This window comes from Streptomyces sp. GbtcB7 (assembly GCF_019091445.1).
GTDB classification, from domain to species: Bacteria; Actinomycetota; Actinomycetes; order Streptomycetales; family Streptomycetaceae; genus Streptomyces; species Streptomyces mirabilis.
Genome location: NZ_JAGXJM010000062.1, coordinates 1 through 26,955, shown reverse-complemented (window position 1 = coordinate 26,955; position 26,955 = coordinate 1). Strand labels below are relative to the sequence as shown.

Below are 26,955 nucleotides of genomic sequence, written 5' to 3'. Positions count from 1 at the left end.
ACTCGAGCATGATCATCATCTGAGCGCCCCAGATCCATGGTCGACCACCTGTGCCGAATGCCGACGCCGAGCACCGTACGCCTCCTCTTCTATCGAGACGGTTCCCATGACTGCATCAGCCACCTCGCCTCGGACAGGGGCACAGACGGACCAGTCCGCGCCCCCGCTTCTGAGCCCCCGCGAGCGCACAGTCATCTTCGTGACCATCGCCGCTGGCATGTTGCTGGCCTCGCTCGACCAGACCATTGTCGTCACGGCACTGCCGACGATCGTCGCGGACCTGGGTGGCGGTTCGCACATGTCCTGGGTGGTGACCTCCTATCTGCTGGCGCAGACCATCTCGACCGTGCTCGTCGGCAAGTTCGGTGACATGTACGGCCGCAAGACCGTCTTCGCCGTGTCGACGATCGTCTTCATCACGGGCTCGTTGTTCTGCGGCCTCTCGAACAGCATGACGATGCTCATCGCCTCCCGGGCGGTGCAGGGCATTGGCGCGGGCGGGCTGACGGTCACCGCCACGGCGCTCATCGCCGACGTCATCCCGCTGCGCGAGCGCGGCAAGTACCAGGGTGCGTTGGGTTCCGTGTTCGGTGCCTCCACCGTCTTGGGCCCGCTGCTCGGCGGCTTCTTCACCGACCAGATCTCCTGGCGCTGGTGCTTCTACGTCAATGTCCCGATCGCCATCGTTGTCGTCGTCATGACGATGAGGAACATCCCGCAGGTCAAGGCGATCGCGAAGCCGATCGTTGACTACCTGGGGATCGCCTTCGTCACGATCGGAGCGAGCTCCCTGATCCTGGCGACCAGCTGGGGCGGAAGCGAGTACGCCTGGACCTCCCCCGTCATCATCGGCCTGTTCGCCGGAGGTGTGCTGGCACTGGTGCTGTTCTGCCTGGCTGAGCTCAAGGCCCCCGAACCCATGCTGCCGATGCGCCTCTTCAAGAACTCCGTCTTCGCGGTCTGCGCCGTCCTGTCCTTCATCGTGGGCTTCGCGATGCTGGGTGCGATGAGCTACCTGCCGTCCTTCCTGCAGTACGTGAACGGCGCCGACGCCACCTTCTCCGGAGTGCGCACGCTGCCGATGGTGGTCGGCCTGATGAGCACGTCGCTGTACAGCGGCAACGTCGTGAGCAAGACCGGGCGGTACCGCGTGTTCCCCATCGTGGGCACACTGGTGACCGCGACCGGGCTCTACCTGCTGTCGCTGATGGACCGGTCGACCCCCACCTGGCTGGAGTCGGTCTTCATGCTGGTCCTCGGCGCCGGCCTCGGTCTGAGCATGCAGCTCCTGACGACCGTCGTGCAGAACACCGTCGACTACAAGGACCTCGGCACCGCCACCTCTGGCGTGACCTTCCTGCGCACACTGGGCAGTTCCTTCGGTACCGCGATCTTCGGCGCCATCTATGCCAACTCCCTCAAGTCGGATCTCACGCACGGCATCCAGCAGGCGGCCACGACCGGCACGGTTCCCGCCGAACAGATCGCGCGGGCGGCCCAGCACCCGCAGGCCCTGCACCAGCTCCCGAACTCGGCCGCCATTCCCGTCATCAACGCCTACGCACACTCCATGAGCAGAGTGTTCCTGCTGACCGTGCCCGTGGCCCTGCTCGGGTTCGTCGTGGCACTCTTCCTGCGCCAGGTCACCCTGCGCGACAGCGCCCGGATGACCTCCACCGACCTCGACGGCTCATTCGGAGCCCCTGTCGACGGCGTCCGCGTTCCCCTGGAACGGCAGATATCCGCCCTGCTGCGTAAGCCGGGTGCCATGTCGTACAAGGACACACTCGCCCTGTCCGGCTCCCGGCTCGACCCGGGGCGCGCCTGGACCGTCATGCAGGTCGCCCTCTGGACCAGGCTGCTGGGCTACGCCAAGCTCAGCCAGATCGCCACTCGTCACCACGTGCCCGAACAGATCCTGCAGCCAGCCTTCGAGGGAGCGATCCGGGGCGGCGACCTCAGCCGGGAAGGGGACTTCTACTCGCTCACCGCGCAGGGGGACGAACAGGCTCAAGCCATTGCACAGGGCTGGGAGAACTGGCTCGCGGACCGACTCGAACGCGACCAGGGCCGCCCCGCCACCCCGGAACTGCGCGCGGCCCTCGACTCGATCGCCAAGCGGTTGCTCGTCGAAGACCTCGCCGAGGACCTCGCCCAGGCACGGACCGGGGATTACGCGCCCCAGCAGACCACGACCCCAGCCTGACACGTGGTCCTGTCCATCACCGTGCCTGCGCTACCTGGACGCGGTCAGCTCGTCGCTGCGTGCCGGGAGTCGTAGCGTTCGCGGGAGATGCGGAAGACGTCCTTGCTGCCGGCCTCGTCCCACACATGCATGCACAGTCGGCTCATGCGCCACCCGTCCTCCGTGCGGCGCATAGAAATGTCGTACGAGCCGCGCAGCGTGTACGTGTTCTCCACTCCGTCAGGCGCGTCGACCGCGTGCCAGGCGTACATGTACGCCGTCGCCTCGGCACTGTCGCCGTCGCCGTCGATCGTGATCACGTGGTTGGGGCTGATGTGCTGCGTGGCGCGGAACCCGCCCATGAGCGGCCGGCCGAACTCGATGAAGGCATCCGAGTCGATCACCGCCCGCGGGTCACCGAACAGCTCGGAGAAGTCCAGCTCGAGAGTGTCGTACAGGGTGGCGCGCATGGCCGGCCAGTCGCGCAGGTCGAGTGCGTTGAAATAGCGAGTGATGGTCTCGGAGATCTCGGTGCGATCCACGAGCCACCGCAGCTTGTCGTCAGTCATGGTCCTGCTCCTGCTCGTCTCGGCTACGCGTCAGGCTGTGGTGGGAGCGATGTTGTGGTTGAAGCAGAAGAGGTTGCCCGGGTCGTACTTGGCCTTCACGGCGCCCAGGCGAGCGTACTTCTCCGGGCCTCCGTAGGCCTCGATGACGCGGTCGAGTTCGTCGACGTTGAGCATGTTCACGTAGATGCCGGGGCCGAGCCACGGGTCCAGGGCACGACAGGAAACGCGAACCGCCGCCATGTTGCGCTCGTCGTCCTCGGTGTCCTTCCAGTGGCAGGCGTAGTTGACCCACCAGACGCTGTCGCGGTTGGAGAACGCGGTCGCGTCCTCGGGTACGTCTTTTACGACGCCACCGAGACCGTAGATCGTCAGCTCGCCCCCGATCGATGACTCCGCGCCGGACAGCCCGGCCTTCCAGAAGTCGAGGAGGACGTCGATCGCTCCGTCGGTCAGCTCGGCCAGATGCGCCTCCTTCGTGTAATTGCGCAGCCCGTCCGGGAACTCGGCGTCGAGGAAGCGTTGCAGGCCTAGGCCGAAGGGGATCACCGCCACGGTGTTGACGGCGGGGTCACCCGCCCGGACAAGGCGCTCGATCGTCTCGATGCCCTCCGGGTCGTCGACGTCGCCGACCCACAGGCAGAAGAGCATCACCAGTGGCTTGCCCACGAGGTCGGACGGCACGAAGGGCAGCGCGGGCATGCTGCGCTTCATCGTTACGTGCCATCCGACCTCGTTGGGCAGGGAGGGGTAGATCTCGGCGTACGCCCGTAGTGCGTCAGCGGCGGTTTCGGCCGTGTACAGGGCCGCGCCGAAGCGGACGTCAGGGCCGAAGTCGTAGGCACGAAAGGTGAGGCAGGTGACCACGCCGAAGTTCCCCCCGCCGCCGCGCAGCGCCCAGAACAGGTCCGGGTGCTCCGTCGCGGACACCTCCAGCACGTCGCCCGATGCGGTGACCACCTCGAACGAGATCACGTTGTCGCATGTCAGGCCGTACTTGCGGGAGAGCCAGCCGACTCCGCCACCGAGGGTCAGGCCCCCCACGCCGGTGTCCGAGACGATGCCGGCCGGCACGGCAAGCCCGTGACCGGACGTGGCAGCGTCGACATCACCGAGCCGGCATCCGCCCTGGACATGGACGTGTTTCCGCTCGACGTCGACGGTGACGCCGTTCATGGCGCTGAGGTCGAGTGCGACACCGCCGTCGGCCAGCGCCTTGCCGACGACACCGTGGCCGCCTCCCCGCACCGACAGCAAAGCACCGTTCAGGCGGGCCGCGTTGACGACAGCGACCACGTCGTCGGTGTTCTTGCAGCGCGCGACAAGGGCCGGACGCTTGTCGACCATCGCGTTCCAGAGGGTCCGCGCCTGGTCGTACCCCGTGGAGTCCTCAGTGAGGAGTTCGCCGTTGAAGGAGCCGTCCAGTTCAGCGAGTACGGCGTCGCGGACGCTCTGCTGCTGTTCCGTGAGTTCCATACGTTCTCTCTCCCTGTGTGCACGAAGCAGAGTGCGAGCCGACGCGTTCAGGCCGAAACGGGCGCTGGATCGGCCTCGGCAGGCTCGGGCTGGCGGTCGAACCGCCCGGTCTCCATGAGGTGCGCGGCCGCGTGGCCGGCCGGGGTGAGCCGGAAAGTGCCGGCGCTCTCGACCAGCCAGGCCAAATAGCCCTCTGGGACGTCCTCGACCGGGCCCCAGTGGCTGACGGACTTGGGAGTCCAGGCCAGCTGGCCGGGCCGGTCGAGGGCTCCGTAGGCGCCCGGTCCGCGGAAGTAGAAGATGAGTTCGTCGTAGTCGGCGTTGTGGTGCATCGGCGGACGGGCGCCGGGGCGTGCGCTGAGGGTGTACAGCAGCAAGTCTCGGCTGCTGCTCTCGGCGAACGATCCCGGCGGTCCGCCGTGCGGCAGGTAGGACAGCGGCTGGATGTCGGCGAGGTTGAGCGTCCACACCGGGATCTGTCCGCCGACGACCGCGACGAGCGCCAGGGGGTCGTACGGCAGACTGAACCGGGTGATGCCGTCGAAGGCCTTGACCAGGAGGTCGGTCGGACCGGGCTGGTCCGAACTCCGGCCCGGGTCGGGGCGTTTGACGTCCCGCGCGAAGTTGATCATTCCGAACGGTGCCGGCGGGTTGAGTCGCAGCTGCTCGGGCGTTTCCACGATCACGCGAAGGGTGGGTGTCCTGACCGGCACGACACGGTACGTGACCGCTCGCGGCAGGCAGACGAAGTCACCGGGTTCGGCTCGCAGGGTGCCGAAGTCAGTGACATAGTCCAGTTCGCCGTCCTGGACGAAGTGCAATTCGTCGTTCTCGGCGTTGCGCCAGACGAACGGCGTGGGTGTCGAGCGGGCGGAGGCCGCGAGGGTGACGTCCTTGCGGCTCGTGGCGAAGACGGTCGGCAGTGCGGCCGGATCGGTCCGGTCGAGCAGGTCGAGGTCGTCGATGCCGAGGCGGTGGGGTGCGTGCCGACCCTGTACTCCGGTGTAGTCCACGATGGGGTACGGCCGTACGGTGACGCACATGTCGCCGTTGAAGCCGTCTCGGCTCCACAGGTGGGCGCCCGGCGGCGGCCCGGAGCGCTCTCCGGATCCGTTGCCCGTCATCGCTGCCTCCCTCCAGCTGTGCCGGCGGGCTCCGGCTGGTCCAGCCCGATGAGCTTGCGGAACTCGGCCGGGGTGGCGAGACGCCGACCGAGGGATTCGGCGGTGGCGCGTACGCGATGCACCATCTCCACGTTGTTCTCGACAACTTCGTCGCGGTGCGGGTAGCGCCACACGGTGTCCTCGGTGCCGACCCGGACGTGCAGGCCGAGCAGCATGGCGGCGGTGGCCATGTAGTGGCCGGCGCGTCCGGCCGCGCAAACCTGGATGAAGCCGTGCGGGTCGATCTCGCGGATACGGTCGACGATGAGGGTCAACTCGTCGAGCATCGCGCGCGGGTGTGCGAGGTAGGCGGCGAGCCGGTCGGTGGCGTCGTCGTACTGGTAGCCGATGAGTATCAGCCAGCAGGCGGGGGTGCCGGCCAGGCCGCGGGAGTAGACGAAGCGGTTGGCGAGGTCGACCTCGGCGGCGGAGTGGATGGAGAAGAACAGCCGCTGGTTGTTCTGGCCGACGAGCGTGGCGACGGTCTCCATCCAGTCCACCGGGAAGTTTGGCGCAATCGGCACGGTCTCGGTCAGGCCGGAGGTGATCGGGTAGACGTTCTCGTAGAGGTTCTGCCCACGCAGCACGTTGCAGTCCGGAATCCAGTCGTGCGAGGTCTTGTCCCGGATGTCGCCGATGACCTTGTCGTAGCAGTCCGGGACGGACAGCCCTGACTCCTGGATGGCGGCGATACCGCCGAAGTCGATGTGCACACCGGCGGCACCGGCCTCGATCACGTCAACCGAGGTCTGTACAAAGCTGTCGAAGTCCAGGGGGAAGCTGCGCGGTGTGCCGGTGGCCGCCTCCCTGGTCACCCTGCCGGAGATCGCCGCGGTGACCACCACCACGTCGGGGATGTCCCAGCGGGGCTGGACGTCCGGGGGCGGCGGCGCGTCCAGTTCGCGTGCTCCACGCTCGGCGAGTGCCTGGGCGCGCGAGGGCAAGTCCTTCAGGTCCTTGGTCAGGTCGAACACAATGACTCGTCTCTATAGGTGCGGATGTGCGGCGATGACCTGCTGTCAGGCGATGTCCGCCGGTGCGTGGGACAGATGCGGCACGATGTGCTCGCCGATCAGACGCGTGTCGTACTCCAGCCGGTCGGTGAACAACGCGACGTTCACGTGCCGGACGCCGGCGGCCTCCCACGCGGCCAGCCGGTCCAGCCACTGCTCGGGGGTGCCCCAGATACAGGTGTCCGCGACGGCTTCCAGAGGTGCGCCCAGGAACCCGCGCAAGGTGGCGTCGAGGGTGTGGCGCGATGTCGTGCCGTCCTCGTCGATCGCACCGAAGAGATAGGCCGCGGGGACGAGCGACGCGCCGTCCCGTCCGTGACTCCGCGCCTCTTCCTGCACCTCGGTCCACTCCGCGGGAAACCGCTCGGGCGAGCTGAAGACGGCGAGCCATCCGTCGCCGGCCCGGCCGGCCCGTCGACGGGCCGCGCTGGTGGAACCGCCGACCCACACCGGCACCCGGCGAACGGGTTTCGGCGCGAGGCTCACTCCGGCCCAGCGCCAACCCTCACCCTCGTGGTCGACGTCGTCACTCGTCCACAGTCTGCGCAGCAGGTCCAAGTACTCGTCGGTGACCCGGCCGCGCCGGGCCATGTCCACCCCGGCGATGTCGAACTCGGCCGCCGACACCGCGCTGTTGCCGACTCCGACTCCAACGATGAGCCGTCCCTCGGAGAGGTGGTCGACCGTGGCCAGGGCGTGTGCGACGTGGACCGGGTTGCGGCGCGGCAGCACGAGCACGGACGTCCCGATGCGGACGCGTCGGGTCACGGCGGCCAGCGTGCCGAGCGCAGTCAGCGCGTCGAGCCAGGGCATGCCCGCGACGGTCCGATCGGTCACCCACAACGAATGGATCCCGCTGTCGTCGATGTACGAGGCGCTGGCACGCAGTTCGTGCTGGGTAGGGCAGGGAGGCAGGACGAGGCCGAGCCGAAGGCCGGACGTGGGGTTGCTCATAAGCACCTCCAACGGTGGCTGGTGCTCGGCGAGTTTTCTCCAGCAGAACTTACGTGTCAATAACAGAAACGAAATATGTTGCCGACCAAAAATCTTCGCCAGGCGACGTCGGCACGAGAAAGATAGAGTTCTGCCATGAGGAACTCTGAAGAGGCGGAGCAGGCCCCGCAGTACCCCATCGAGACGGTCGACAAAGCCCTACGCCTGCTGCTGTTGTTCCGTGACCGAAATCAGTTGCGGCTCACCGAGGCATACGAGGAACTCGGCATCGGAAAGTCCCGAGCACACCGGCTTCTGGCGATGCTCGTGTACCACCGCTTCGCCGTACAAGACCCCGAGACCAGGGTCTACCGCCCGGGCCCGGCCCTGATGGAGATCGGCCTGACCGCCGCGACCCGGATGGACATCCGCGCCCTGGCCCGTCCGATCCTCGAGGAGCTCGCCTCCGTCACCGGCGAGACCGTCCACCTCGGCACCCTCGAGGGGGGCGAGGTGCGCTTCCTCGACTGCGTGGAGAGCGAGCTTGCCCTGCGCGTGGCCGGGCGGGTCGGGCGAGTGCTACCCGCCTACGCGACCAGCCTGGGCAAGGTGATGCTCGCCCAGCTGCCGACCGACACCGTGCTGCGCCTGTATCCGAGCGAGTCACTCGCTCCGGTCACCCCGCACACGATCCGGCGCCGCTCGGAACTGCTCGCGGAATTGGACCGCGTCCGCGAACGGGGATACGCCGTCAACCACGACGAGAGCGAGGAGGGCGTCAGTTCGGTGGGGGTCTGGGTGCCCCGCGGTGGCAACCACCCGCCGGCGGCCCTCAGCGTCGCCGCCCCTACGGCGCGGCTCGGAGAACAGCAGGTCGTGCGGGCTGCCGAGCTGATGCGGGACAGGGCCGCCAGGATCCACTGACCGGACCCGCCCAGTCGAGTTCTGCAAGCCAGAAAGATCTGGCTCTCGGTTTATGCGGCCTCTATCCTCCATCAGCAGACCCAAGGTCTGTATAGCAGACCTACCCAGACCAGGATTCGCTTCGCAAAACCTGGCCCGCGCTGCCGACACACGGCACAGAAGGAGACCCATGGCAGACGACCTGCGCGCTCTTGTCGCCACCGCTTCCCAGATCCTGGCCGCCGACGGGCACGGCGACCTCGTCTGGGGCCACGCCTCTGCCCGGGACCCTCAGGGCAGGGGCGTATGGATCAAGGCCGCCGGATGGGGACTGGAAGAGGTGACGCCGGAGCGGGTGCATCTGGTGGACGAGTCGGGCGATGTCCTGGAGGGCGACGGGCAGCGCCACAGCGAATACCCGATCCACACCGAGATTCTGGCCACCCGTCCGGACGTCGGCGGAGTGGTCCACGTCCACTCACCTCACGCCATCGCTCTTGCCGCTACGGGCCAGCCCTTGCGGCCGGTGAGCCATGCCGCGAACTTCTTTGTCCCGCCGCAGGTACCGGTCTACACGGGAACGGCCGACCTCATCATGACCCCGGCTCTCGGCAAGGAGGTCGCGGCCACACTCGGGGACGCCAAAGCCGTGTTCTTGGTCAACCACGGAATCGTGACCGTCGGCCCGGACCTGGAGATCGCTACCGTTACCGCCGTCCTGCTGGAACGGGCCTGCCAGCAGCAGTTGCTGACCCACGGCTTCGGTGGCTGGCCGGTGTGGTCCGACCCTGCCGAGTCGCATTCCAAGCGCGATCACATCTACTCCGACGCCGCGCTCCGCCAGGTCTGGGACTACCTGGTCCGGGGCCTTGGTCGCTGAACCGGCCACCTGGTAAGGAACCATGACCGCATCAAGGCCCTGAACCACCCAGCTGCGAGATCCAGGCCCGGCGCGCAGGTTGGCGCCGGGCAAGGCACCGTCGCCTCGCCGTCGCTGTCAGTGGTGGTCAGTACTGTTTGCCCCCGGTGTGCAGAGGGGCAAATGCGGGGTGGCAGTGAAGGATTTCGCAGGGGATTTCGAGACCCATCTCACGGTGGTGTCCACCCCCATGGCCGGTGGCGAGGGCCGCATACGCCGCTGGGCGGAGCGCCACCGTGTGAAGTACACGCGGATCGTGCTCGACCGGGGTGCGACCTCCGATCAACCAATGGTGACGGTGCGCGGCCGCGGTGTCCTGCGGGCACAGCGAGCGGCCGCGCTGACGTGGGTCGAGCGGTTGTGTGCCGAGGGGTTCGGCGTCGCCCGGGTGAAGATCGAGGCGGCGCCGTGGAACGAGGACGTACCGCGGACGTCCGCAGAGGCCCAGGCGCTCCCTCCCGGCTGCTACTTCGAGCATCACGTCAAGCTGGCCCTCGCCGATGAGACCGAGGTGGCGGTGGTGCGCGCACTCGCCGAGCGGCATACCGCCCATGTGTCGCGCAACGCCCGCCGCGACCTGGGCGGGCGCGGTCACGAACGATTCGTCACCCAGCGCTGCCGTGGCGTCGGCCGCACCGAGGCCCGCCGCCGTCTCGATGCCCTCCTCGATGCCCTCGCGATGGCGGGATTCAAGGCCGCCGAAGTCGAGGAGGAGTTCGTCGTGCACGACGACCGCCCGACCCTGGACAGCGGGTGGATCGACGAGAGGACGTATGTCCGGTGACCTGGTCCGTGGACGGCGAACGGTGGCGCGTCGCGCACAGGGCTGTACTCGATCACCTGCTCGGCCTCGTCGTCGAGTCCCCGTTGGGGGACGCTCTGGTACTACGAGGGAGCATGGTGATGTCGGCGTGGGTGGGGGCCGACGCGCGGGACCCGGCGGACCTCGACTGGATCGTTCCCCAGCCCCTACTAGTCCCGGTCGATCCGGAGCACCCGTATCCGTACGTGGACGAAGTGGAGGTCGTACAGCAGTGGCCGGAGGCGGCCGACGGCGCCGACCGGTACGAGATCTGGAAGTTCGAGGAGTTCGACACCAGAGGCCTGCGGCCCGTAGTACCGCCCGAAGGGCTGCACTGGATCTTCGAAGCGGAGCCGGAGTACTGCCCGCCGCATGAAACTCTGCTCGACCTGGTGCGTGAGCGGCCGGTGGCCGCGCCGGGGGTGGTGCTCGACGCGGACACCCCCCGGAACGACGGCACCTGGACCTACTCGGAGTACGACACCCCTGGCATACGCCTCGTCCTCCCCTGGGAGGCGCAAGGCCTCCCACCCGGCGAAGTGCGGCTGGACTTCGCCCGCGACGAGTGGCTCCCGGAGCCCCCCGTCCTGACGGCGATACCCCGTGGTGACGGCGCCGGGCCGACCGTCGTGCGCACCGCGGGCCGCGAACTGTCGCTCGCCTGGAAGTTGTTGTGGCTGCACGCCGACTGCGCCACGGAGGGCCGGGCGCGGGCCAAGGACCTCTACGACGCCGTACTCCTCGCGGAGGCCAAAGCCACAAAGCTGTCCCCACGGCTGCTCCGCAAGGTGTTCCGCCACGAACCGGGCAACACGGCGGCCATGGACGCCCTGTGCCTGGACGCGGTGGCACTGTGGTCCGTGGACTGGGAGGACTTCCGCGCCGACCACCCTCAGGTGCGGGGTACGGCCGAGGAGTGGCTGGAACGTCTGAGCCGGGCGCTGGAACTGATGTTCTGGCGGTAGGCGCAACGGAACAGCCAACAGCGCTACGAAGGATCAAGGACCACGGCTCGACGGCTGGTGTCGCCGTCGAGAGCAGGCTGGTCAGGGAAAAATGGCGGCACTCGTCCAGGTCCCAACCCGTCCCCAGCCCGCGGGTGCGTCCCTTGAGCAGCTGGGCGGTGTCAGCCTGCCAGTCAGGGCGGACGGAGTCTCGGCATACGATCTGACAGCGATGTTCCTCAACCCTCAGGTTGGGTCGCATATCTCGCCGATTCCGCTCATGACGCCCACGCTCATCGGCCTGCGCCGACATCGTCGCCGCGACGGGGAAAGGCGCCCTGAGGTCGGTCGGCCTGCCTGCACGCGGTGTGCGACGGACTGCACCGGGCCGTGCGTCGCTCACCACCGCGCGTGCGATCGCGGTCCTTCCATCGTCAGGCTACCCACGGGCCGGGTGCGCAGCGCTGCGGGATAATGCTCTGAGTACATATGTACGTTAACTCACGATATGGGCATGTTTGTGCGGGCCGACTCCCGCATACCGCGGCGGTCGGGCGGCGCCTGTCCAAAGCCATGACGATCTCAACGCGGTGAGAATCTCAAAGATCTCAACGAGAGCGAGATGAACGACCATGGAGCGGCGTGCCGCCGATCAGGACACGATTCCCCTCGATGACCGCGACGTGGTCGGTGAGGCGCTCACCGCACGCGTCATTGTCGACAGGCACGGAATCGTCACCGGGTGGAACGAAGGTGCCGAACGCCTGCTGGGGTACACGTCGACGCAGATTCTGGGCCTACCGGCGTCCGGGCTGCTCGCCGAGCAACCCAGCGCGGACGACGTGCCTCCACTCTCCGAACTTCCGCGATGGCACGGAACGCTCACGCTCAGGCACCGGGACGGCCACCGCCTGGACCGCAAAGTGGTCGCCCACCACAGACTGCCGGAGCACGGCGAAGATGAGTGGTTGCTCCTCTCCGCCCTGGCCGGGAGGCTGCCCGAACCGGATGACGATGCCCTGGTGGGCTGGGGCTTCGAGCAATCTCCCTGTTGCGACTTGGCGCTGTATGACACCAGGTGCCGCCTACGGAAGGCCAACGCGGGAATGCAGCGCTCCCACGCCCTCACCGAGGACTACATGCGTGGGTTGCGCGTGTCGGAGGTCATAGGGCATGGGGCGGGGGAGCTGGGGGAAGAGGACATGAAGCGGGTGCTGGAGACGGGCGAGCCGTTCCACCGTGAGTACTATCTGCGCACCCTCGGCGAGACCCGCGAGCACGCATGGGCGGTCAGCCAGGCACCGTTGCGCGACAGCGACGGCCGAACCCGCGGCGTCTGTCTCACCGCTCACGACATCACCGAACAGCACTGGGCCCGCAAACGTCTCCAGCTGATCGCCGAGGCCAGCAAGCGCATCGGCAGCACGCTCGACGTGACGCGGACCGCGCAGGAACTGGCCGACATAGCAGTCCCGGAACTCGCCGACTTCTTGTGTGTCGACCTGCTGGTGTCCCTCGACGACATGCACGAGCCGTCCCCGGATGCGCCGGCAGCCGGCGGACCACTCACACTTCGACGCATCGCCCACAGATCCATGCATCCCGAGGTCCCTGAGGCCCTCGTCGCTCCCGGCGAGGTGGACGAGTACCCGGAAGGCTCCCCACCGGTGGAGAGTCTCCGATCGGGACGCGCCACCCTGTACCAGATGACCGACTCCGAAATCGCCCAGTGGGTCGCACGGGACCCGCTCAGGTCCGCCCGAGTGCGCGAGCTCGGCGTCCATTCGGTGATGGCGGCGCCCCTGACGGCACGCGGGGCAACGTTGGGTGTCGCCGTCTTCGTCCGCCATCGGCACCCCGAACCGTTCCAGCGGGACGATCTGGTACTCGCTGAGGAGCTGGCGGCCAGGGCGGCAGTCTGCATCGACAACGCCCAGCGCTACACGCGTCAACGCGACACGGCGGTCACCTTGCAGCGCAGCCTGCTGCCGCAGCGGTTGACAGAACAGGCCGCGGTGGAGGTGGCGTCCCGCTATCTGCCAGCCGGTGCCCAGGCCGGGGTGGGCGGTGACTGGTACGACGCGATCCCACTGTCCGGGGCGAGGGTGGCACTGGTTGTGGGCGATGTCGTGGGCCACGGCATTCATGCCTCGGCGACGATGGGGCGACTGCGTACCGCCGTACGCACACTGGCCGACATCGACCTGCCCCCTGACGAGTTGCTCACCCACCTCGACGACCTGGTGGGACGACTCTCCACCGAGACGGACGCAGCGGGCAGGGAGCGGGATGCGGGGGAACGCGAAACCGCGGGAGACGTCGGGGCAACATGCCTGTACGCGGTGTACGACCCGATCTCACGCCGCTGCTCGCTCGCCCGCGCCGGGCACCCACTACCGATCGTAGTAGGTCCGGACGGCGGCGCGGAACTGCTCGACATTCCGGCGGGGCCCCCACTGGGCCTGGGGGGACTGCCCTTCGAGGCTGTGGAGGTCGAAGTACCGGAAGGCAGCCTGCTCGCCCTCTACACCGATGGCCTGATCGAATCGCGTGACATCGACATCGATGAGGGCATCTCGCGGCTGTGCGAGGCCCTGAACCGCCCTGCAGCCTCACTGGACGAGTTGTGCGACACGGTTCTCGGGGCACTGCTGCCCGAGCGGCCGGCCGACGACGTGGCCCTGCTCATCGCGCGCACCCGGGCACTGGACGCCTCCCAGGTCGCCACCTGGGAGGTGGAACCCGACCCCGCCGCCGTCGCCGACGTCCGCAAGGGAGCCGTTCGCCAGGTGGAGGCGTGGGGCCTGACCGACACCGTCTTCGTCACGGAGCTGGTCGTCAGCGAGCTCGTCACCAACGCCATCCGCTACGCGGAACCTCCCATCCAACTGCGTCTTATCCACGACAGAAGCCTCATCTGCGAGGTCTCGGACGCCAGTAGCACGGCACCTCACATGCGTCGCGCCCGCATTTACGACGAGGGCGGCCGCGGGCTTCTCCTGGTCGCGCAGCTCACCGAACACTGGGGAACACGCCAGACCCCTCGGGGCAAGACGATCTGGGCGGAGCAGAGCCTGCGGTCACAACCGGTCGGCGGTCCAGGGCAGCCCGATCCGGTCTCCTTCGGTTTCGAGCTGAACCCGGCCGAGGACCTCTGACCGACGTGCGCTACCGGTCCGCCTCCCCTATCTCGGCAGAGATCTTTTCCGCCGTCACGGTCAGAGCGGACACGATCTCCTTCACCCGCCCCGCCGAGTACCGCACGCTCGGCATGGATACCGATACGGCAGCCACCGTGTCACCACCGGAGTCGACGACGCCGCGCCCGACGGCCACGACTCCGCGTTCGGAGCGCTCCAGGTTGAAAGCCACACCGCTGCTCCTGACCGCGCGCAGATCGCCGCGCAGCGTCGTCAGGTCCGGGCGCTCCTCGGAATTGGTCGGGGAGGGCGCGTAGAGGGCAGCGAGTTCCGCGTCGGTGAGGGCCGCCAGCATGACCATGCCGCCGGTCACCTGGTGCGCGGGAAAGACCATGCCCTCGCGGTTTCCGACCCTCAGCGCTTGTGCGCACTCGACCGAGGCGATGAACCGAACGGTCCGACCGGTGCGGATGCTGAGGTTCGCGGTCTCGTCAAGGGTGTCGACAAGGGTTCGCAGCGGGCCGAGGGCGGCGGCGCGGATGGCCGAGACGTTCGACTGCGCCTTGTCGGCGATCTCCAGGACCGGGCCGACGCCGTAGCTGCGGTCCTCGTTCTGCACAGCAAAATCTCGGTACACGAGAGTGGAAAGCAGGCGGTGGGCGCTGGAACGGGCCACGCCGATCCGGCCAGCCGCCTCGGAGACGGTGAGAGACCCCTCGACCTGAAGGATCACCGCCAACTGCAGCGCGTGATCCACGCTGGTCACGCCGTACACCGGCGGGTTCTTCATCGACTTGGCCACGAAGTCCACCCCTAACGTGTTCTGGTGGTCAGAATCTACTATTCCAGATTGGATCGCGTAGAGCACCGTTCCCGTATGAGCGAACACGACGACGTGGTCTCCCCCGTCTCCCTGGCTGCCGAGGACCGACCGGATCAGCCACCGGTGACTCCCGAGCTGGAGGACCTCTACCGCGGCTTCGAGAAGGCCCTGCTGGTGCCACTGTGGACCCGTATCGGCGACCTGATGCCCGAGCACCCGCGGTCCAAGGCGCAGCCGCACCGGTGGGAGTGGAAGACACTGCTCGACCTGGCCGGCCGTTCCGGCGACCTGGTACCGGTCGGGCGGGGCGGCGAGCGGCGGGCGATAGCACTGGCCAACCCGAGCCTGGGTGGCAGGCCGTACGCGACTCCGACCCTCTGGGCCGCCATCCAGTACCTGATGCCCGGCGAGGACGCCCCCGAGCACCGCCACACCCAGAACGCCTTCCGGTTCGTCGTAGAAGGCGAAGGCGTGTGGACGGTCGTGGAGCGCGACCCGGTGCCCATGCGCCGTGGTGACTTCCTGCCGCAGGCCGGTATGAACTGGCACGCCCACCACAACTCGGCCAGCGAGCCCATGGCCTGGATCGACGGCCTCGACATCCCCTTCCAGTACGACGTCGAGGCGCAGTTCTTCGACTTCGGCCGGGACGAGCTGTCCGAGGAGGAGCACGCGACACCCGACCGGTCGCGCTCGGAGCGACTGTGGGGCCACCCGGGGCTGGTGCCGGTCTCACAGTTCGGGCGCAGGGAGGGCACTCCCCTGCTGTGCTACCGCTGGGTGGACACCGACGCCGCGCTGACCGACCAGCTGGCGCTGGAACGCGAGGGCCACCCCGGCACCGTCGGCCCCGGCCACGCTCTGGTGCGCTACACCAACCCCACCACCGCGCAGGACGTCCTGCCGACCATCCGCGCCCAGTTCCACCGCATCGTCAGCGGCGCGGAGACCACCCCGCGTCGAGAGACGGGCTCGTCGGTCTACCAGGTGTTCGACGGCTCGGGCCGGGTGACCGTGGGCGACTTCTCGTGGACGGTCCAGCGCGGCGACCTCTTCGTCGTCCCGTCCTGGCAACCCCTGGCGATCCGGTCCGAGGCGTCGCCGTCCGACTCCGACTCCGGCGCGCTCGACCTGTTCCAGTTCAGCGACGCCCCCCTCTTCACCAAGCTCAACCTGTTCCGCACCCACATCGAGGAGAACGCGTGAAGCTCGCCACCATCCGTCTCGGTAACCGCACCACCGCGGTTCGCCTCGAGGGCGACTCCCTCGTCGATCTCGGCCTGCCGGACGTGGGTGCCGTGCTGGCATCGGCCGGCGGTCTCGAAGCGGCTGCAGCGGTCGACGGTCAGCGGTATGCCGGCGCCGACGCCGAGTTCGCCCCGCTCGTCCCCCGCCCCACCAAAGTGGTCTGCGTCGGCCTGAACTACCAGAAGCACATCAAGGAGATGGGCCGCGACCTGCCGGAATACCCCACTCTCTTCTGCAAGTTCGCGGACACCCTCGTTGGGGCCCTCGACGAGGTGCGGCGTCCGGTCGAGACCGCGCAGTTCGACTGGGAGGCTGAACTCGCCGTGGTCGTCGGCCGACAGGTCCGGCGCGCCGACGAGGCCGAGGCCGAGGCCGCCATCGCAGGGTTCTCAGTCCTCAACGACGTCACCTGCCGCGACTGGCAGTTCCGCACCCGTGAGTGGCTGCAGGGCAAGAACTGGGACTCCACCACCCCGCTCGGCCCGTTCCTGGTCACCACCGACGAGGTTGGCGGCCCGCGCCCCGCGCTCGACATCCGCTGCGAGGTCAACGGGCAGGTCATGCAGCAGGACAACACCGGCGACCTGCTCTTCGACCCGGTCCACCTGGTCCGCTACGTCTCCACGATGATCCGGCTCAACCCAGGCGACATCATCGCCACAGGCACCCCCGGCGGCGTCGGCCACGCCCGCAAACCACAGGTGTTCCTGCAAGCGGGCGACACCATTGTCACCGAGATCGAGGGAGTGGGCCGCCTCGAGAACCGCGTCGTCTCCGAGGGGTCATGATGAGAACGCTCAAGACGACGCTTGCCTGGGTGGCCGAGGGCACCGACCTGTGCCGCAAAGCTGTCTCCGACCTCGACGAGGCGTCATATAGCGCGCCTTCATTGCTCCCCGGCTGGACCCGCAAGCACGTCGTGGCCCACGTGGCCGCCAACGCCCGGGCCCTCAGGAACCTCATGCACTGGGCACGCACCGGTGAGCCCACCCCGATGTACAGCTCGCCGGAGCAGCGGATGGCGGACATCGAGTCGGGCGCACGGCTGCCCGCCGCATGGCTCACCGCCTGGTTCGAGGAGTCCGCACAGCTGCTGGCCTACGCGATGTCCGAGCTGACCGAGAAGCAGTGGCGGGCGGAGGTACTGACCGCCCAGGGGCGGACCGTGCCGGCGAGTGAGGTCCCGTGGATGCGCACCAGGGAGATCATGGTGCATGCCGTGGACCTCGACGCCGGCATCCAATTCACGGACCTGCCAAAGGAGTTCCTCGCCGAACTCCGCCACGACATCATCGGCAAGCGCGGCAGCGACACCGTCCCTGGCGTCCTGGGCAGCGACGCCGACATCACCGCCTACCTGGCGGGCCGCCCATACACCGGTGTGACGACCCGGGACGGCTCCCCTGCCCAACCCATGACTCCGTGGCTGTAACCACGCGGGAGCGAGACATGAACACCACAGACACTCAACGCCCAGACGTCCTCGTCGTCGGCGGCGGAATCGGCGGGCTCTCTGCCGCGCTGGCCCTCACCCAACAGGGCTTGCGAGTGCGCCTCTACGAGCAGGCCCCCGAGTTCGGCGAGGTCGGCGCCGGCCTGCAGCTCGCCCCGAACTGCACCCGGATCCTGAACGACTACGGGCTCCTGGACGAGGCCGTCCAACTCGGCGTACTGCCCGAGCACATGATCATGAAGGACGCTCTCGACGCGAGCGAGCTGACCCGGGTGGACCTCAAGGACATGGAACGCCGCTACGGCTTCCCCTACCTGGTGATCCACCGCAGCGACCTGCACAGCGTCCTCTTGCGCGGCTGCGAGCGGGCAGGCGTGGAACTCGTGACCGGCACGCGCTGCGTGACGTACGAGAACATCGAGGGCGGCGCGCGCGTCACCTTCGCCGACGGCCGGACCGACAAGGCGGAGGCCGTCCTCGCCGCCGACGGGCTCCACTCGGTCGCGCGCACACTGCTCGCCGACGACGAACCCGTCAACTCGGCGTACGTCTCCTACCGCGGAGCGGTCCCCTTCGAGCAGGTGCGCGCCAACGACGTGCACGAGAAGGACGTCGTGCTCTACGTCGGCCCGCGCTGCCACTTCGTGCAGTACCCGCTGCGCGGCGGCCAGATGTTCAACCAGGTCGCGGTGTTCCAGTCGCCGAAGGCCCTGGCCGGCGAGGACGACTGGGGCACCCCGGACGAACTCGACCGAGCCTTCGAGGGCACGTGCGACCAGGTCCAGAAGGGCCTGCCGTTGATGTGGCGCGACCGCTGGTGGCGGATGTTCGACCGCGAGCCACTCATGAAGTGGGTCGCCGGACGCATCGCCCTGCTCGGCGACGCGGCCCACCCGCCGCTGCAGTACATGGCCCAGGGCGCCGTCATGGCCGTCGAGGACGGCTGGGTGCTGGCCCAGCACGTGGGCGCACAGTCCGCGAAGCGGTCCCGGGATGGATCCGGGGTCGAATGGGAGGCGGCACTCGCCGCCTACGAGGCCGTACGCCCCGAACACTGCCGCCGGGTGGTCCTCACCGCACGCTCCTGGGGCGAGCTGTGGCACCACGTCGAGGTCGAGCGGGAGCAGCGCAACGCAGTGATGCGCGCCCGCGACACGTACGACTACTCCTTCATGGACTGGATCTACGGCCCCACGGCCCTGACCCCCGACCAGGAGCCGGAGATGTATACGGCGATTCCGCTGGACTCCGTGGAGATCTGAGCGGCCTGAGCCCGCTGACTCGTGCGCCGTGGGGCAGAGATCCCGCGGCGCACGAAGTTGTCGGAGCTGCACCAACGGTCCGTCAGCCCAGCTTCGCGACGATGTCGGCCACCTCACGGGGCATGGACAAAAACGGTGAGTGGGAAGCGTCCAGGGCCACCACGGAGGTCGGGTTGTCGGGGAAGGCGGCGTCCGCGTCGGCTATGAACTTCCGTTGCAGAGGCGGAAGGATCGCGCGGTCCTGTGCGCAGGTGACGTAGGTGCGGGGAACCGAACCCCAGCCGTCGCGGGTGAGGGTGGTGACGCCGAGCGCTATGCCGACCGGTGCATCGGGCGTGAGCAGCCCAAGGGCGGCATCAGCGACGGCCGGGGCCACATCGCCGTAGAAGGCGTCCCGCAGCTGCTGACGGTAGGCGCCGTCGTCCGAGACGAGATCGAATCGCAGTGCGCCGACCACGGCAGGATCGGCGCGGAAGGCCGGTCCCACCAGGGAGCCAGCGTTCTCGGGTAGGTGCAGGTAGGTGGCGGCCGGCGTGCCCGAACCGGGCATGAAGGCGGTCAGGTACACCGCGTGTGCCACGAGTTCCGGCGCGAGTTGGGCCGCCCGCGTCAGTACGGTGCCGCCCATGCTGTGGGCCACCACGGTGACCAGGCCGCCACGGCCGACCTTCTCGATCTGGGACACGAGCAGCTCACCCGCCTGGTCCAGGTCCACGTCCGCCGCCGGAGACACCTCAGTGGCCACTTCCTCAGGGGCGAACGGGCGCCCGGTAAGACACGTGGGCCACCGGGCCCGCAACCCATGCCCCGCCATGTCCACCGCTACGGCTGGGCGGCCGACGCTCGTCACATGCGTGAGGACCTCGCTCCAGCACCAGGAACCGTGCCAGTAACCGTGCAGGAAAAGCAGCGGTGTGGAACCTGCCGACATCAACACCCCTCTCCTTAGCTGGTACCGCCACATCGCTCGGCACCGGCCGGGGCAGAAGCCCTCGGCCGGTGCCGGTGACTGGGCGATGGACCCGTCCCTGTCAGCTGGGACGCAGTGCGTTCAGCTGTGCAGCGACCTGTCGTGCGGTGTCGGTGACGCCGTCACGCATCTGCCGCAGGAGCCGGTCGTCGACGCGCGCACGCGGGGCGCAGACCGACACCGCGGCCAGAGCACGACCGTCCTCGGTGAGCACCGGCGCGGCGACAGTGACCACTTCTTCGTCCTCCACGGACACCGCACCGGAGTCGATGCCGGCTCGTTGGAGGGCCTCGACGTCGGGTGAGCCCACCAGGCGGAGATCGCCGGGCCGTCGGACGATCCGCAGCGGCCGACGGCTCTCGGCAGCTTCCACCACCTTCGCGGAACTGCCGTCGCGTGCAGGCTCGGTGAGCCACACGCTCTCCTCCAGGCTGTCGCGCAACTGTTCGAGGTGGGAGCGCGCCGCTTCGCGCAGGGTCAGCGGTGGACGGACCTGGACCGTGGGCGGCGCGTCCTGCGCGGGCCGGCTGGTCAGCTGCCGCCGCCGTACCGACAGGGCGACCGCCACCAGCAGGGCGATGCCGTTGAAGAGGTCGGGCAGCCAGAAGGGGGCACCTGCCAGTTGCAGGCCCTTCACTCCGGTGGCCAGGGCGTAGACGGCGATGAGGGTGCCGAGGACATTGAAGCGGCCCTGCCGGATCTGGGTTGATCCGAGGAACGCGGCCGCGAAGGCGGGGAGCAGGTAGGGCGGCCCGATCGTCGGCGAGCCTGTGGCGATGCGCGAGGTCACGACGATGCCTGCGACCGTGGCGATCAGCGCGGTGCAGACGATCGTGCCGAAGACGATGCGGTTGGTGCGCACACCGGCCAGGCGCGCGGCTTCGGCGTTGCTGCCGGTGGCGTACATGTAGCGACCGACGGGGCGGTGTTCGAGTACGAACCAGATGACGACGGCGAGGACGAGGGCGATCCAGAACGCCCCCTGGATGCCGAGGACTTCGAACGTCGCCCACCGCTGGAAGGACGGCGGAAGCCCGATGATCAGCTGGTTGTTGGAGATTGCGGAGATGAACGCGGCGAGTACCGAGCCGATGCCGAGCGTGGCGATGAAGGAGTGGACACGGAAGACGACCACCATCGTGGCGGTGACGCACCCGGCGAACGCGCCGGCCACGAGCGTCACCAGGGCCGCTGGCACGGGTGCCATCCCCGTGTCGGCCATGAGCTTCGAGACGAGGATCGCGGTGGCTCCGAGTACGGCGCCGACGGACAGGTCGAACACGCCTGCCGAGAGCGCGACGACCACGGCGAGCGCGAGGATCACGGTGACTGCTTGTTCGCCTGCCATGGACTGCCAGGTCGTCGCGGTCAGGAACTTGTCCGGGACCCAGAGGGCGAACAGGGCGAAGATGGCCGCCCAGACGTAGACAAGGCTGATGTTGGCGAATGACAGCGGCGATGCGGCCAGGCGGTCGCGGAGGCTCGTGGCGCCGGGTGCCGCGGGGGGTGCGGCGGTGTTGTCGGCGAGGGCGGTGCTCATGCGTTCTCCAGCTTGCGGGGTGGGTCGAGGGTTTCGGCGAGGATGCGTTCGGTGGTCAGGTCCCGGCCGGAAAGTTCGGCGACGACGCGGCCGCCGCGCAGGACCAGCACCCGGTTGCAGAGACCGGGCAGGTCCTCGGTCTCCGCCGTGCAGACCAGCAGCGCCAGCCCTTGGGCGGCAGCACTGCGCAGTACGTCGTGGATCCGCTCCTTCGCGCCGACGTCGGCGCCCTGGGTGGGCTCGTCCACGATCAGCGCGCGCGGCCTGACGCGCAGCCATCGCGCGAGTACCGCCTTCTGCTGGTTGCCGCCGCTCAGCGTGCCGATGCGCCGCTGCGGGTCGGCGGGCCGCAGTTCGAGCCGCTCGCTCAGCGCCAGGACCTCGTCGTGTTCGCGTCGGCGCTGAATGCGCAGCCTCGCCATGAGAGGCCGCAGCCTTGGCAGGGTGACGTTCTCCGCCACCGTGTGTTCGAGAATGGCTCCAAGGCGGGGGCGGTCGGCGGGTACGAGCGCCACGCCCGCGTCGATCGCCGAGCGCGGGGTGCGGCGGCGCAGGGGTTCACCGTCGACGATCACCTCGCCGTGGGTGCCCGGCACCGCGCCCACGATCGACGCGGCGAGATCCTCGCGCCCGGACCCGGCCAGACCGGCGACGCCGACGATCTCACCAGCACGTAGGCGGACCGAGAAGTCCTCGATCGTCCGGCCGCGCATCGAGCGGATCTCAAGCACCGTCCGCGCGTCGGGTGACAGAGATTGCACCTGCCGGGTTTCGCGGGACAGGCCATGGCCGAACATCAGCTCGATCAGACCATCGTGGTCGAGCTCCGCCACCTCGGTGGTGGCCACCAGCCGCCCGTCACGCAGCACGGTGACGCGGTCGGCGACGCTGAACACCTCGTCGAGACGGTGCGAGACGTACAGCACCGCACCGCCGCGCAGGGTCACGCGCCGGATCGCGTCGAACAGGCGGTCCACCTCAGGCGCCGGAAGCGCGGCCGTCGGCTCGTCGAGCACGAGCACCGACGAGACGGTGAGCCCGTCCAGCGCGCGGGCGATCGCGATCAGGGACCGCTCGACGGGACGCAACTGCTCCAATGGACGGTCGAGGGGTATGTCGGCGCCCAGTTGACTCAGCACGCCGGCTGCTCGCTCGCGCTCGGCCCGGCGGTCGATCCGTCCGCCGCTCATCTGGAAGCCGCGACCCAACGCCAGGTTGTCGATCGCGTCGAGCGCACCGACGAGCGCGAGGTCCTGGTGCACGAAGGCGATGCGGCGAACGCCACCAACTTCGTCGCCGCCGAAACTGTCCTGGTCACTGCCGAACTCGACGCTGCCGCCCGGATCCGGCTCGTGAAAACCGGCCAGGATCTTGGTCAGGGGCGACTTCCCAGAACCGTTCTGGCCCACGAGCGCGTGCACCTCGCCGGGGCGGATGTCGAGGTCCACGCCAGCCAGCGCCACCTGCCCCGGAAACGTCTTGCCCAGACCCCTGATCCTCAGCAGAGGCGCGAGCGTTGCAGCCGTCGCACTCACTTGAGGCCCCAGATCTTGTGGAACTGCTCCTTGTAATCGGGGATCGGGTGGAAGAACTCGGTCTTCGGATCAAAGGTGACATCCTCACCGGTGATCAGATAGTGCATCTGCAGGTTGCTCAAGTCGGGCGCCTTCTGACCGGTCACCAGGCGCGCCGCCGCGTCGACGGCGTAGTACGCGTTCAGGGAGAGGTCGACGTCGGCCGCCGCCGTCTGAACGTTCGACTTCAGATCGGCATAGTTGTTCGCCGAGGGCGCCTGCACGACGATCTTGACACCGTCGGACAGCCCGGCAGCCTTCAACGCCTCCGGCACGCCGAGGGACTGATACCCGGCCATGAACACGACCCAGTTGATCGAGGGGTCCTGCTGCAGCGCGGACACGACCTTCGTCGGAATCTGGGTACCAACGTCGCTCTGCAGCGAGTCGATCGTCTTGAACGAGCAGCCCACACAGTCGTTCTTCACGGTCTCCTGAAGGCCGGCCTTCATGCCCCTGCTCAGCGTGAACAGCGACATGTTGACGAACAGGACATGGGCCTTCCCGCCGCTCTTCTTGATCGCGTACGCCGCCTCCGCCGCCCCCACGTCGTACCAGGCCTTGCGCGAAAGGAAGAACGCGTCGAACGTCGAAGGCTTGTCCGCCGTCGAGAAGTCGACCGTCACAATCCCCTTGGCCTTCATCTGGGCCAGCTGCGGTTTGATCAGCGAGGAATCCAGCCCGGCCATGAGGACGGCGGCCGGCCGCTCGTCGACGGCCTGCTGCGCCGCCGCCTGGAAGCTCTCCGGGGTCGCGCCCGCCTGGATCGGCTCGTAGCGCATCCCCAGCGCCTGCGCCGCCTCACCCATGCTCCGGCCTAGGCTCTTACACGGATCGGCCGAGCACTCCAGGAAGGTCAGGACCTTACCGGTCGGCAACTTCTTGAGCGGCTCCGTGAGCGCGATCGTCTTGGGCCGGACGAGGAACGGCATCAGCAGACTGTCCGCCTTGCCCATCTCCGCCGACCTGTTGCCGCCGGACGCCTGCGCGGAGTCGGTCGAGCTTCCGCCACAGCCGGCGGTGAGGGCGGCCAGTGCCAACGCTGTCGCGAGCGCGCCCGCGCGCACGAGCGGTCTTCTCGGTCCTGCGGCCTTCGGTTCTGCCATGTCTGTCTCCTGTGTCACGTTCACGCCGCACGCGGTGGCCGCGACGGCGGTTGCTCGGTTCTGGGTGAGCGCCGGTAGGTCAGCTCGTCGCCGCGTGCAGGGAGTCGTAGCGTTCGCGGGAGATGCGGAAGACGTCCTTGCTGCCGGCCTCGTGCCATACGTGCATGCGCAGTCGGCTCATGCGCCAGCCGTCGTCCGTGCGGCGCATAGAGATGTCGTACGAGCCGCGCAGCGTGTACGTGTTCTCCACTCCGTCAGGCGTATCGACCGCGTGCCAGGCGTACATGTACGCCGTCGCCTCGGCACTGTCGCCGTCGCTGTCGATCGTGATCACGTGGTTGGGGCTGATGTGCTGCGTGGCGCGGAAACCGGACATGCGCTGGGGCGCGGCCCCGATGAAGTCGTCGGAGGCGACCACCGCCCGCGGGTCCCCGAACAGCTCCGAGAAGTCCAGGTCGAGGGTCTCGGTCAGGGTCGCGCGCATCGCCGGCCAGTCCCGCAGATCGAGGGCGATGAAATAGCGGGTAATGGTCTCGGAGATCTCGGTGCGATCCACGAGCCACCGCAGCTTGTCGTCAGTCATGGTGGTGCTCCTGATTGCCTTGATCGTTCGCATGGGTGTTCCCGTCCCGGGCCACACCGTCGCGAGTAGGGCTGCGTACGCAGTCGCTCTAGCGACCTGCGGTGGTGAATGCCGCGCTTCTTGTGCACCGAAGTGCTCGCATGGCGGCTCACGCGTTCCGCTCAGCCAGGAATGCCGATCGGAGTGGCGCCCCTCGTTGTGCGGCTCTGCGGGGCGCTGCGCTATGGCGACACTGAGGGGTCAGAAGAGCACTACGGGCTTGATGGTCACGCCGGTGTGCATGTCGTGTGCTGCAGTGTTGAGGTCTTCCAGCTTGTAGTGCCGGATGAGCCGGTCGAGCGGCAGCTTGCCCTGCTGGTGCAGCGCGGCCAGGCGCGGCAGCAGGGTCTCCGGCTCGCCGTCGCCCAGCGTCACGCCGAGCACCCGCTTGCCCGTCAGCAGGCCGTGAATCTCCAGCGACACCTCAGTTCCCGGGGCCGCCACACCGATCACCGCGCACGCCCCGCCCACGGCGAGCGCGTCGACTGCGGTACGCAGGATGGCGGGAACGCCCGTGGTGTCCACCACGTTGTCGACGCCGCGGCCTCCGGTGATCTCCGCCAGCGCGGTCGCGAGATCGACCTCGGCGGTGTTGATGGTGTGCCGGGCGCCGAGGCTACGCGCCAGCTCCAGCCGCGCCGGTACCCGGTCGACAGCGATGATGTCGCCGAGCGGGAGCAGGTTCGCCGCCATGATCGAGGACAGTCCGACCGCCCCGGTGCCGAAAACCGCGAGGCTCGCGCCGGGCTTCGGCGCCAGCACGTTCCAGACGGCGCCGACTCCGGTCTGCACCCCGCAACCGAGCGGGGCGAGCACCGAGAGGTCGGCCTCGGGGTCCACCTTCACCACGCTGCGTGCATCGGCGAGAGCCATCCGGGAGAAGGAGGACTGGCCGAAGAAGTGGCCGCCGATCGCCGCGCCGTCGCGCTGGACCGTGGAACTGCCGTCCGCCCGCGTGCCGTTGACCACGTTGCTCGGCACCCAGGTGTCGCACAGCGCCGGATGACCGTTGCGGCAGCCGGTGCAGTGCCCGCAGGAGGTGAAGCTGAGCAGCACCTTGTCGCCCGGCTTGACCTTGGTGACCGACGATCCAACCTGCTCGACAACACCGGCGCCCTCGTGGCCGAGGATGCCGGGCATTTTGAACGGGATCTTGCCGGCCTGCGCGCCCAGGTCGCTGTGGCACAGGCCCGTGGCGACCATCCGGACGAGAACCTCGTCTGCGCGCGGTTCGTCCAGAACGACCTCGGTTAGGGCGAACGGTGCCCCGGGTTCTTCGACCACGGCGGCGGTGGTGACAGTGCTCATGATGTGTCTTCCTTATTCCGTGGCCGGTGCCTACAGGGCGACGACGACCGACTTGGTCTGCAGGTACTCGTCGAGTCCCTCGGGACCGTTCTCGCGGCCGTATCCGGACTGCTTGTAGCCGCCGATCGGCATGGAGAGGTCCATCGCGGCCCAGGTGTTGACCCACACCGTCCCCGCCTGCAGAAGCGCGGCGACTCGGTGCGCGCGGGAGAGGTCGCGGGTCTGGAGCCCGGCGGCGAGACCGTACGGGGTGCCGTTGGCGGGCCGGACGGCCTCTCCCTCGGTGTCGAAGGGCTGGACCGTCAGCACCGGTCCGAAGATCTCCTCCTGCACGTAGACCGAGTGCTGATCGACGTTGGCGAGCACCGTCGGGGCGACGTAGAAACCTGGTCCTTCCGGATGGTCGCCGCCGATGACGCGGACGCCCTCCTGCCGGGCACGGTCCACGTAGGACAGGACCTTCGCCCGATGGTTCGGCCCGGCCATGGGTCCCACCACGGTCTCCTCGGCGAACGGGTCGCCGATCGTCACGTGCGCAAGTGCGGCGGCCACACCCTTCAGCACGTCCTCGTACACCGGCCGCTCGACGAGCAGTCGGGTGCCCGCCATGCAGAACTGGCCGGTGTTGAAGGTGAAGGCCCAGACCGCGGCGGTCACAGCGGCCTGGAGATCGGCATCCGGGAAGACGAGGTTCGCGCTCTTGCTGCCCAGTTCGACGGTCACCTTGGTCATGGTGTCGGCGCCATCGCGAATGACCTGCTTGCCGGCCGCGGTCGAGCCGGTGAACGCCACCTTGCCCACCCGGGGATCTCGCACCAGCGCCCGGCCGGCCACCACGTCCCCGGTGACGACGTTGAACACGCCGTCCGGCACGCCGGCGTCCTGTAGCACTTCCGCCAGCCGCAGCGCGGTCAGCGGGGTCTCCGCGGCCGGCTTGTGCACGACCGTGTTCCCGGCGGCCAGGGCGGGTGCGATCTTCTTGCAGGACAGCACGAGCGGAAAGAA

General features: G+C 68.5%; 23 protein-coding genes. 10 read left to right on the top strand and 13 right to left on the bottom strand.

Annotation, left to right across the window (positions count from 1 at the left end):
* Positions 1 to 106: 106 nt before the first annotated feature.
* The gene (locus KVT44_RS51770; protein WP_217575674.1) at positions 107 to 2,206 is read left to right on the top strand and encodes an MDR family MFS transporter; all 2,100 of its coding nucleotides are present in this window, start codon (positions 107 to 109) and stop codon (positions 2,204 to 2,206) included.
* Between the two features lie 44 nt (positions 2,207 to 2,250).
* On the opposite strand, the gene KVT44_RS51765 is transcribed toward KVT44_RS51770, so the two are convergent.
* From KVT44_RS51765 to KVT44_RS51745, 5 genes are read right to left on the bottom strand one after another with little or no spacing between them, the layout of a single operon-like run.
* On the bottom strand, positions 2,251 to 2,754 hold the full coding sequence (locus KVT44_RS51765) for a nuclear transport factor 2 family protein (protein ID WP_217575672.1): 504 nt from the start codon (positions 2,752 to 2,754) through the stop codon (positions 2,251 to 2,253).
* A 30-nt stretch (positions 2,755 to 2,784) separates the two neighbouring features.
* On the bottom strand, positions 2,785 to 4,227 hold the full coding sequence (locus KVT44_RS51760; RefSeq protein ID WP_217575670.1) for an FAD-binding oxidoreductase: 1,443 nt from the start codon (positions 4,225 to 4,227) through the stop codon (positions 2,785 to 2,787).
* Between the two features lie 47 nt (positions 4,228 to 4,274).
* Positions 4,275 to 5,351, bottom strand: a complete 1,077-nt coding sequence (locus KVT44_RS51755; protein ID WP_217575668.1) for a homogentisate 1,2-dioxygenase — start codon at positions 5,349 to 5,351, stop codon at positions 4,275 to 4,277.
* Positions 5,348 to 6,364, bottom strand: coding sequence for a 3-keto-5-aminohexanoate cleavage protein (locus tag KVT44_RS51750; RefSeq protein WP_217575666.1), 1,017 nt, complete (start codon positions 6,362 to 6,364; stop codon positions 5,348 to 5,350). Before KVT44_RS51750 ends, KVT44_RS51755 begins: the two co-directional genes overlap by 4 nt.
* A 45-nt stretch (positions 6,365 to 6,409) precedes the next feature.
* Positions 6,410 to 7,357 carry an LLM class flavin-dependent oxidoreductase gene (locus KVT44_RS51745; RefSeq protein WP_217575665.1) on the bottom strand — a complete coding sequence of 316 codons (948 nt, stop codon included), beginning with the start codon at positions 7,355 to 7,357 and terminating at the stop codon, positions 6,410 to 6,412.
* 135 nt (positions 7,358 to 7,492) lie between these two features.
* Between KVT44_RS51745 and KVT44_RS51740 the strand changes: the two genes are divergently transcribed.
* From KVT44_RS51740 to KVT44_RS51720, 5 genes are all read left to right on the top strand, one after another.
* Positions 7,493 to 8,260, top strand: a complete 768-nt coding sequence (locus KVT44_RS51740; protein WP_217575663.1) for an IclR family transcriptional regulator — start codon at positions 7,493 to 7,495, stop codon at positions 8,258 to 8,260.
* Between the two features lie 169 nt (positions 8,261 to 8,429).
* Positions 8,430 to 9,119 carry a class II aldolase/adducin family protein gene (locus KVT44_RS51735; RefSeq protein WP_217575661.1) on the top strand — a complete coding sequence of 230 codons (690 nt, stop codon included), beginning with the start codon at positions 8,430 to 8,432 and terminating at the stop codon, positions 9,117 to 9,119.
* 169 nt (positions 9,120 to 9,288) lie between these two features.
* On the top strand, positions 9,289 to 9,942 hold the full coding sequence (locus KVT44_RS51730) for a hypothetical protein (RefSeq protein ID WP_308314379.1): 654 nt from the start codon (positions 9,289 to 9,291) through the stop codon (positions 9,940 to 9,942).
* Positions 9,939 to 10,925, top strand: coding sequence for a nucleotidyl transferase AbiEii/AbiGii toxin family protein (locus KVT44_RS51725; RefSeq protein ID WP_308314378.1), 987 nt, complete (start codon positions 9,939 to 9,941; stop codon positions 10,923 to 10,925). The genes KVT44_RS51730 and KVT44_RS51725 overlap by 4 nt, the downstream gene beginning before the upstream one ends.
* Positions 10,926 to 11,536: 611 nt before the next feature.
* Positions 11,537 to 14,062 (top strand): SpoIIE family protein phosphatase, encoded by a 2,526-nt coding sequence (locus KVT44_RS51720; RefSeq protein ID WP_217575659.1) that lies wholly within the window; start codon positions 11,537 to 11,539, stop codon positions 14,060 to 14,062.
* A 10-nt stretch (positions 14,063 to 14,072) separates the two neighbouring features.
* Here KVT44_RS51720 and KVT44_RS51715 read toward each other — a convergent pair whose 3' ends face one another.
* The gene (locus KVT44_RS51715) at positions 14,073 to 14,846 is read right to left on the bottom strand and encodes an IclR family transcriptional regulator (RefSeq protein ID WP_217575657.1); all 774 of its coding nucleotides are present in this window, start codon (positions 14,844 to 14,846) and stop codon (positions 14,073 to 14,075) included.
* Positions 14,847 to 14,921: 75 nt separating this feature from the next.
* Here KVT44_RS51715 and KVT44_RS51710 point away from each other — a divergent pair, with 75 nt between their 5' ends.
* The 4 genes from KVT44_RS51710 to KVT44_RS51695 are packed head-to-tail and all read left to right on the top strand — an operon-like array spanning position 14,922 to position 18,830.
* Positions 14,922 to 16,073, top strand: coding sequence for a cupin domain-containing protein (locus tag KVT44_RS51710; RefSeq protein ID WP_217575655.1), 1,152 nt, complete (start codon positions 14,922 to 14,924; stop codon positions 16,071 to 16,073).
* Entirely contained in the window at positions 16,070 to 16,903 is an 834-nt protein-coding gene (locus KVT44_RS51705; RefSeq protein ID WP_217575653.1) for a fumarylacetoacetate hydrolase family protein, read from the top strand. The genes KVT44_RS51710 and KVT44_RS51705 overlap by 4 nt, the downstream gene beginning before the upstream one ends.
* A complete protein-coding gene (locus KVT44_RS51700) occupies positions 16,900 to 17,547 on the top strand; it encodes a maleylpyruvate isomerase family mycothiol-dependent enzyme (RefSeq protein ID WP_254651052.1) in 648 nt (215 codons plus the stop codon). The genes KVT44_RS51705 and KVT44_RS51700 overlap by 4 nt, the downstream gene beginning before the upstream one ends.
* 17 nt (positions 17,548 to 17,564) lie before the next feature.
* Positions 17,565 to 18,830, top strand: coding sequence for an FAD-dependent oxidoreductase (locus KVT44_RS51695; protein ID WP_217575651.1), 1,266 nt, complete (start codon positions 17,565 to 17,567; stop codon positions 18,828 to 18,830).
* Between the two features lie 82 nt (positions 18,831 to 18,912).
* Here KVT44_RS51695 and KVT44_RS51690 read toward each other — a convergent pair whose 3' ends face one another.
* The 7 genes from KVT44_RS51690 to KVT44_RS51660 all read right to left on the bottom strand — a co-directional run.
* On the bottom strand, positions 18,913 to 19,761 hold the full coding sequence (locus KVT44_RS51690; RefSeq protein ID WP_254651051.1) for an alpha/beta fold hydrolase: 849 nt from the start codon (positions 19,759 to 19,761) through the stop codon (positions 18,913 to 18,915).
* Positions 19,762 to 19,861: 100 nt separating this feature from the next.
* Positions 19,862 to 21,340: an IclR family transcriptional regulator C-terminal domain-containing protein gene (locus KVT44_RS51685; RefSeq protein WP_217575647.1), complete on the bottom strand. Its 1,479-nt coding sequence runs from the start codon at positions 21,338 to 21,340 to the stop codon at positions 19,862 to 19,864.
* Entirely contained in the window at positions 21,337 to 22,788 is a 1,452-nt protein-coding gene (locus tag KVT44_RS51680) for a sugar ABC transporter ATP-binding protein (protein WP_217575644.1), read from the bottom strand. The genes KVT44_RS51685 and KVT44_RS51680 overlap by 4 nt, the downstream gene beginning before the upstream one ends.
* 83 nt (positions 22,789 to 22,871) lie before the next feature.
* Complete coding sequence (locus tag KVT44_RS51675) at positions 22,872 to 24,020, bottom strand: substrate-binding domain-containing protein (protein WP_217575642.1); 1,149 nt, start codon at positions 24,018 to 24,020, stop codon at positions 22,872 to 22,874.
* Between the two features lie 79 nt (positions 24,021 to 24,099).
* On the bottom strand, positions 24,100 to 24,603 hold the full coding sequence (locus KVT44_RS51670; protein ID WP_217575640.1) for a nuclear transport factor 2 family protein: 504 nt from the start codon (positions 24,601 to 24,603) through the stop codon (positions 24,100 to 24,102).
* Positions 24,604 to 24,843: 240 nt separating this feature from the next.
* Positions 24,844 to 25,950 carry an NAD(P)-dependent alcohol dehydrogenase gene (locus KVT44_RS51665; RefSeq protein WP_217575638.1) on the bottom strand — a complete coding sequence of 369 codons (1,107 nt, stop codon included), beginning with the start codon at positions 25,948 to 25,950 and terminating at the stop codon, positions 24,844 to 24,846.
* Between the two features lie 30 nt (positions 25,951 to 25,980).
* Positions 25,981 to 26,955, bottom strand: a 975-nt coding sequence (locus KVT44_RS51660; protein WP_217575636.1) for an aldehyde dehydrogenase, incomplete at its 5' end; no start/stop codon positions are given.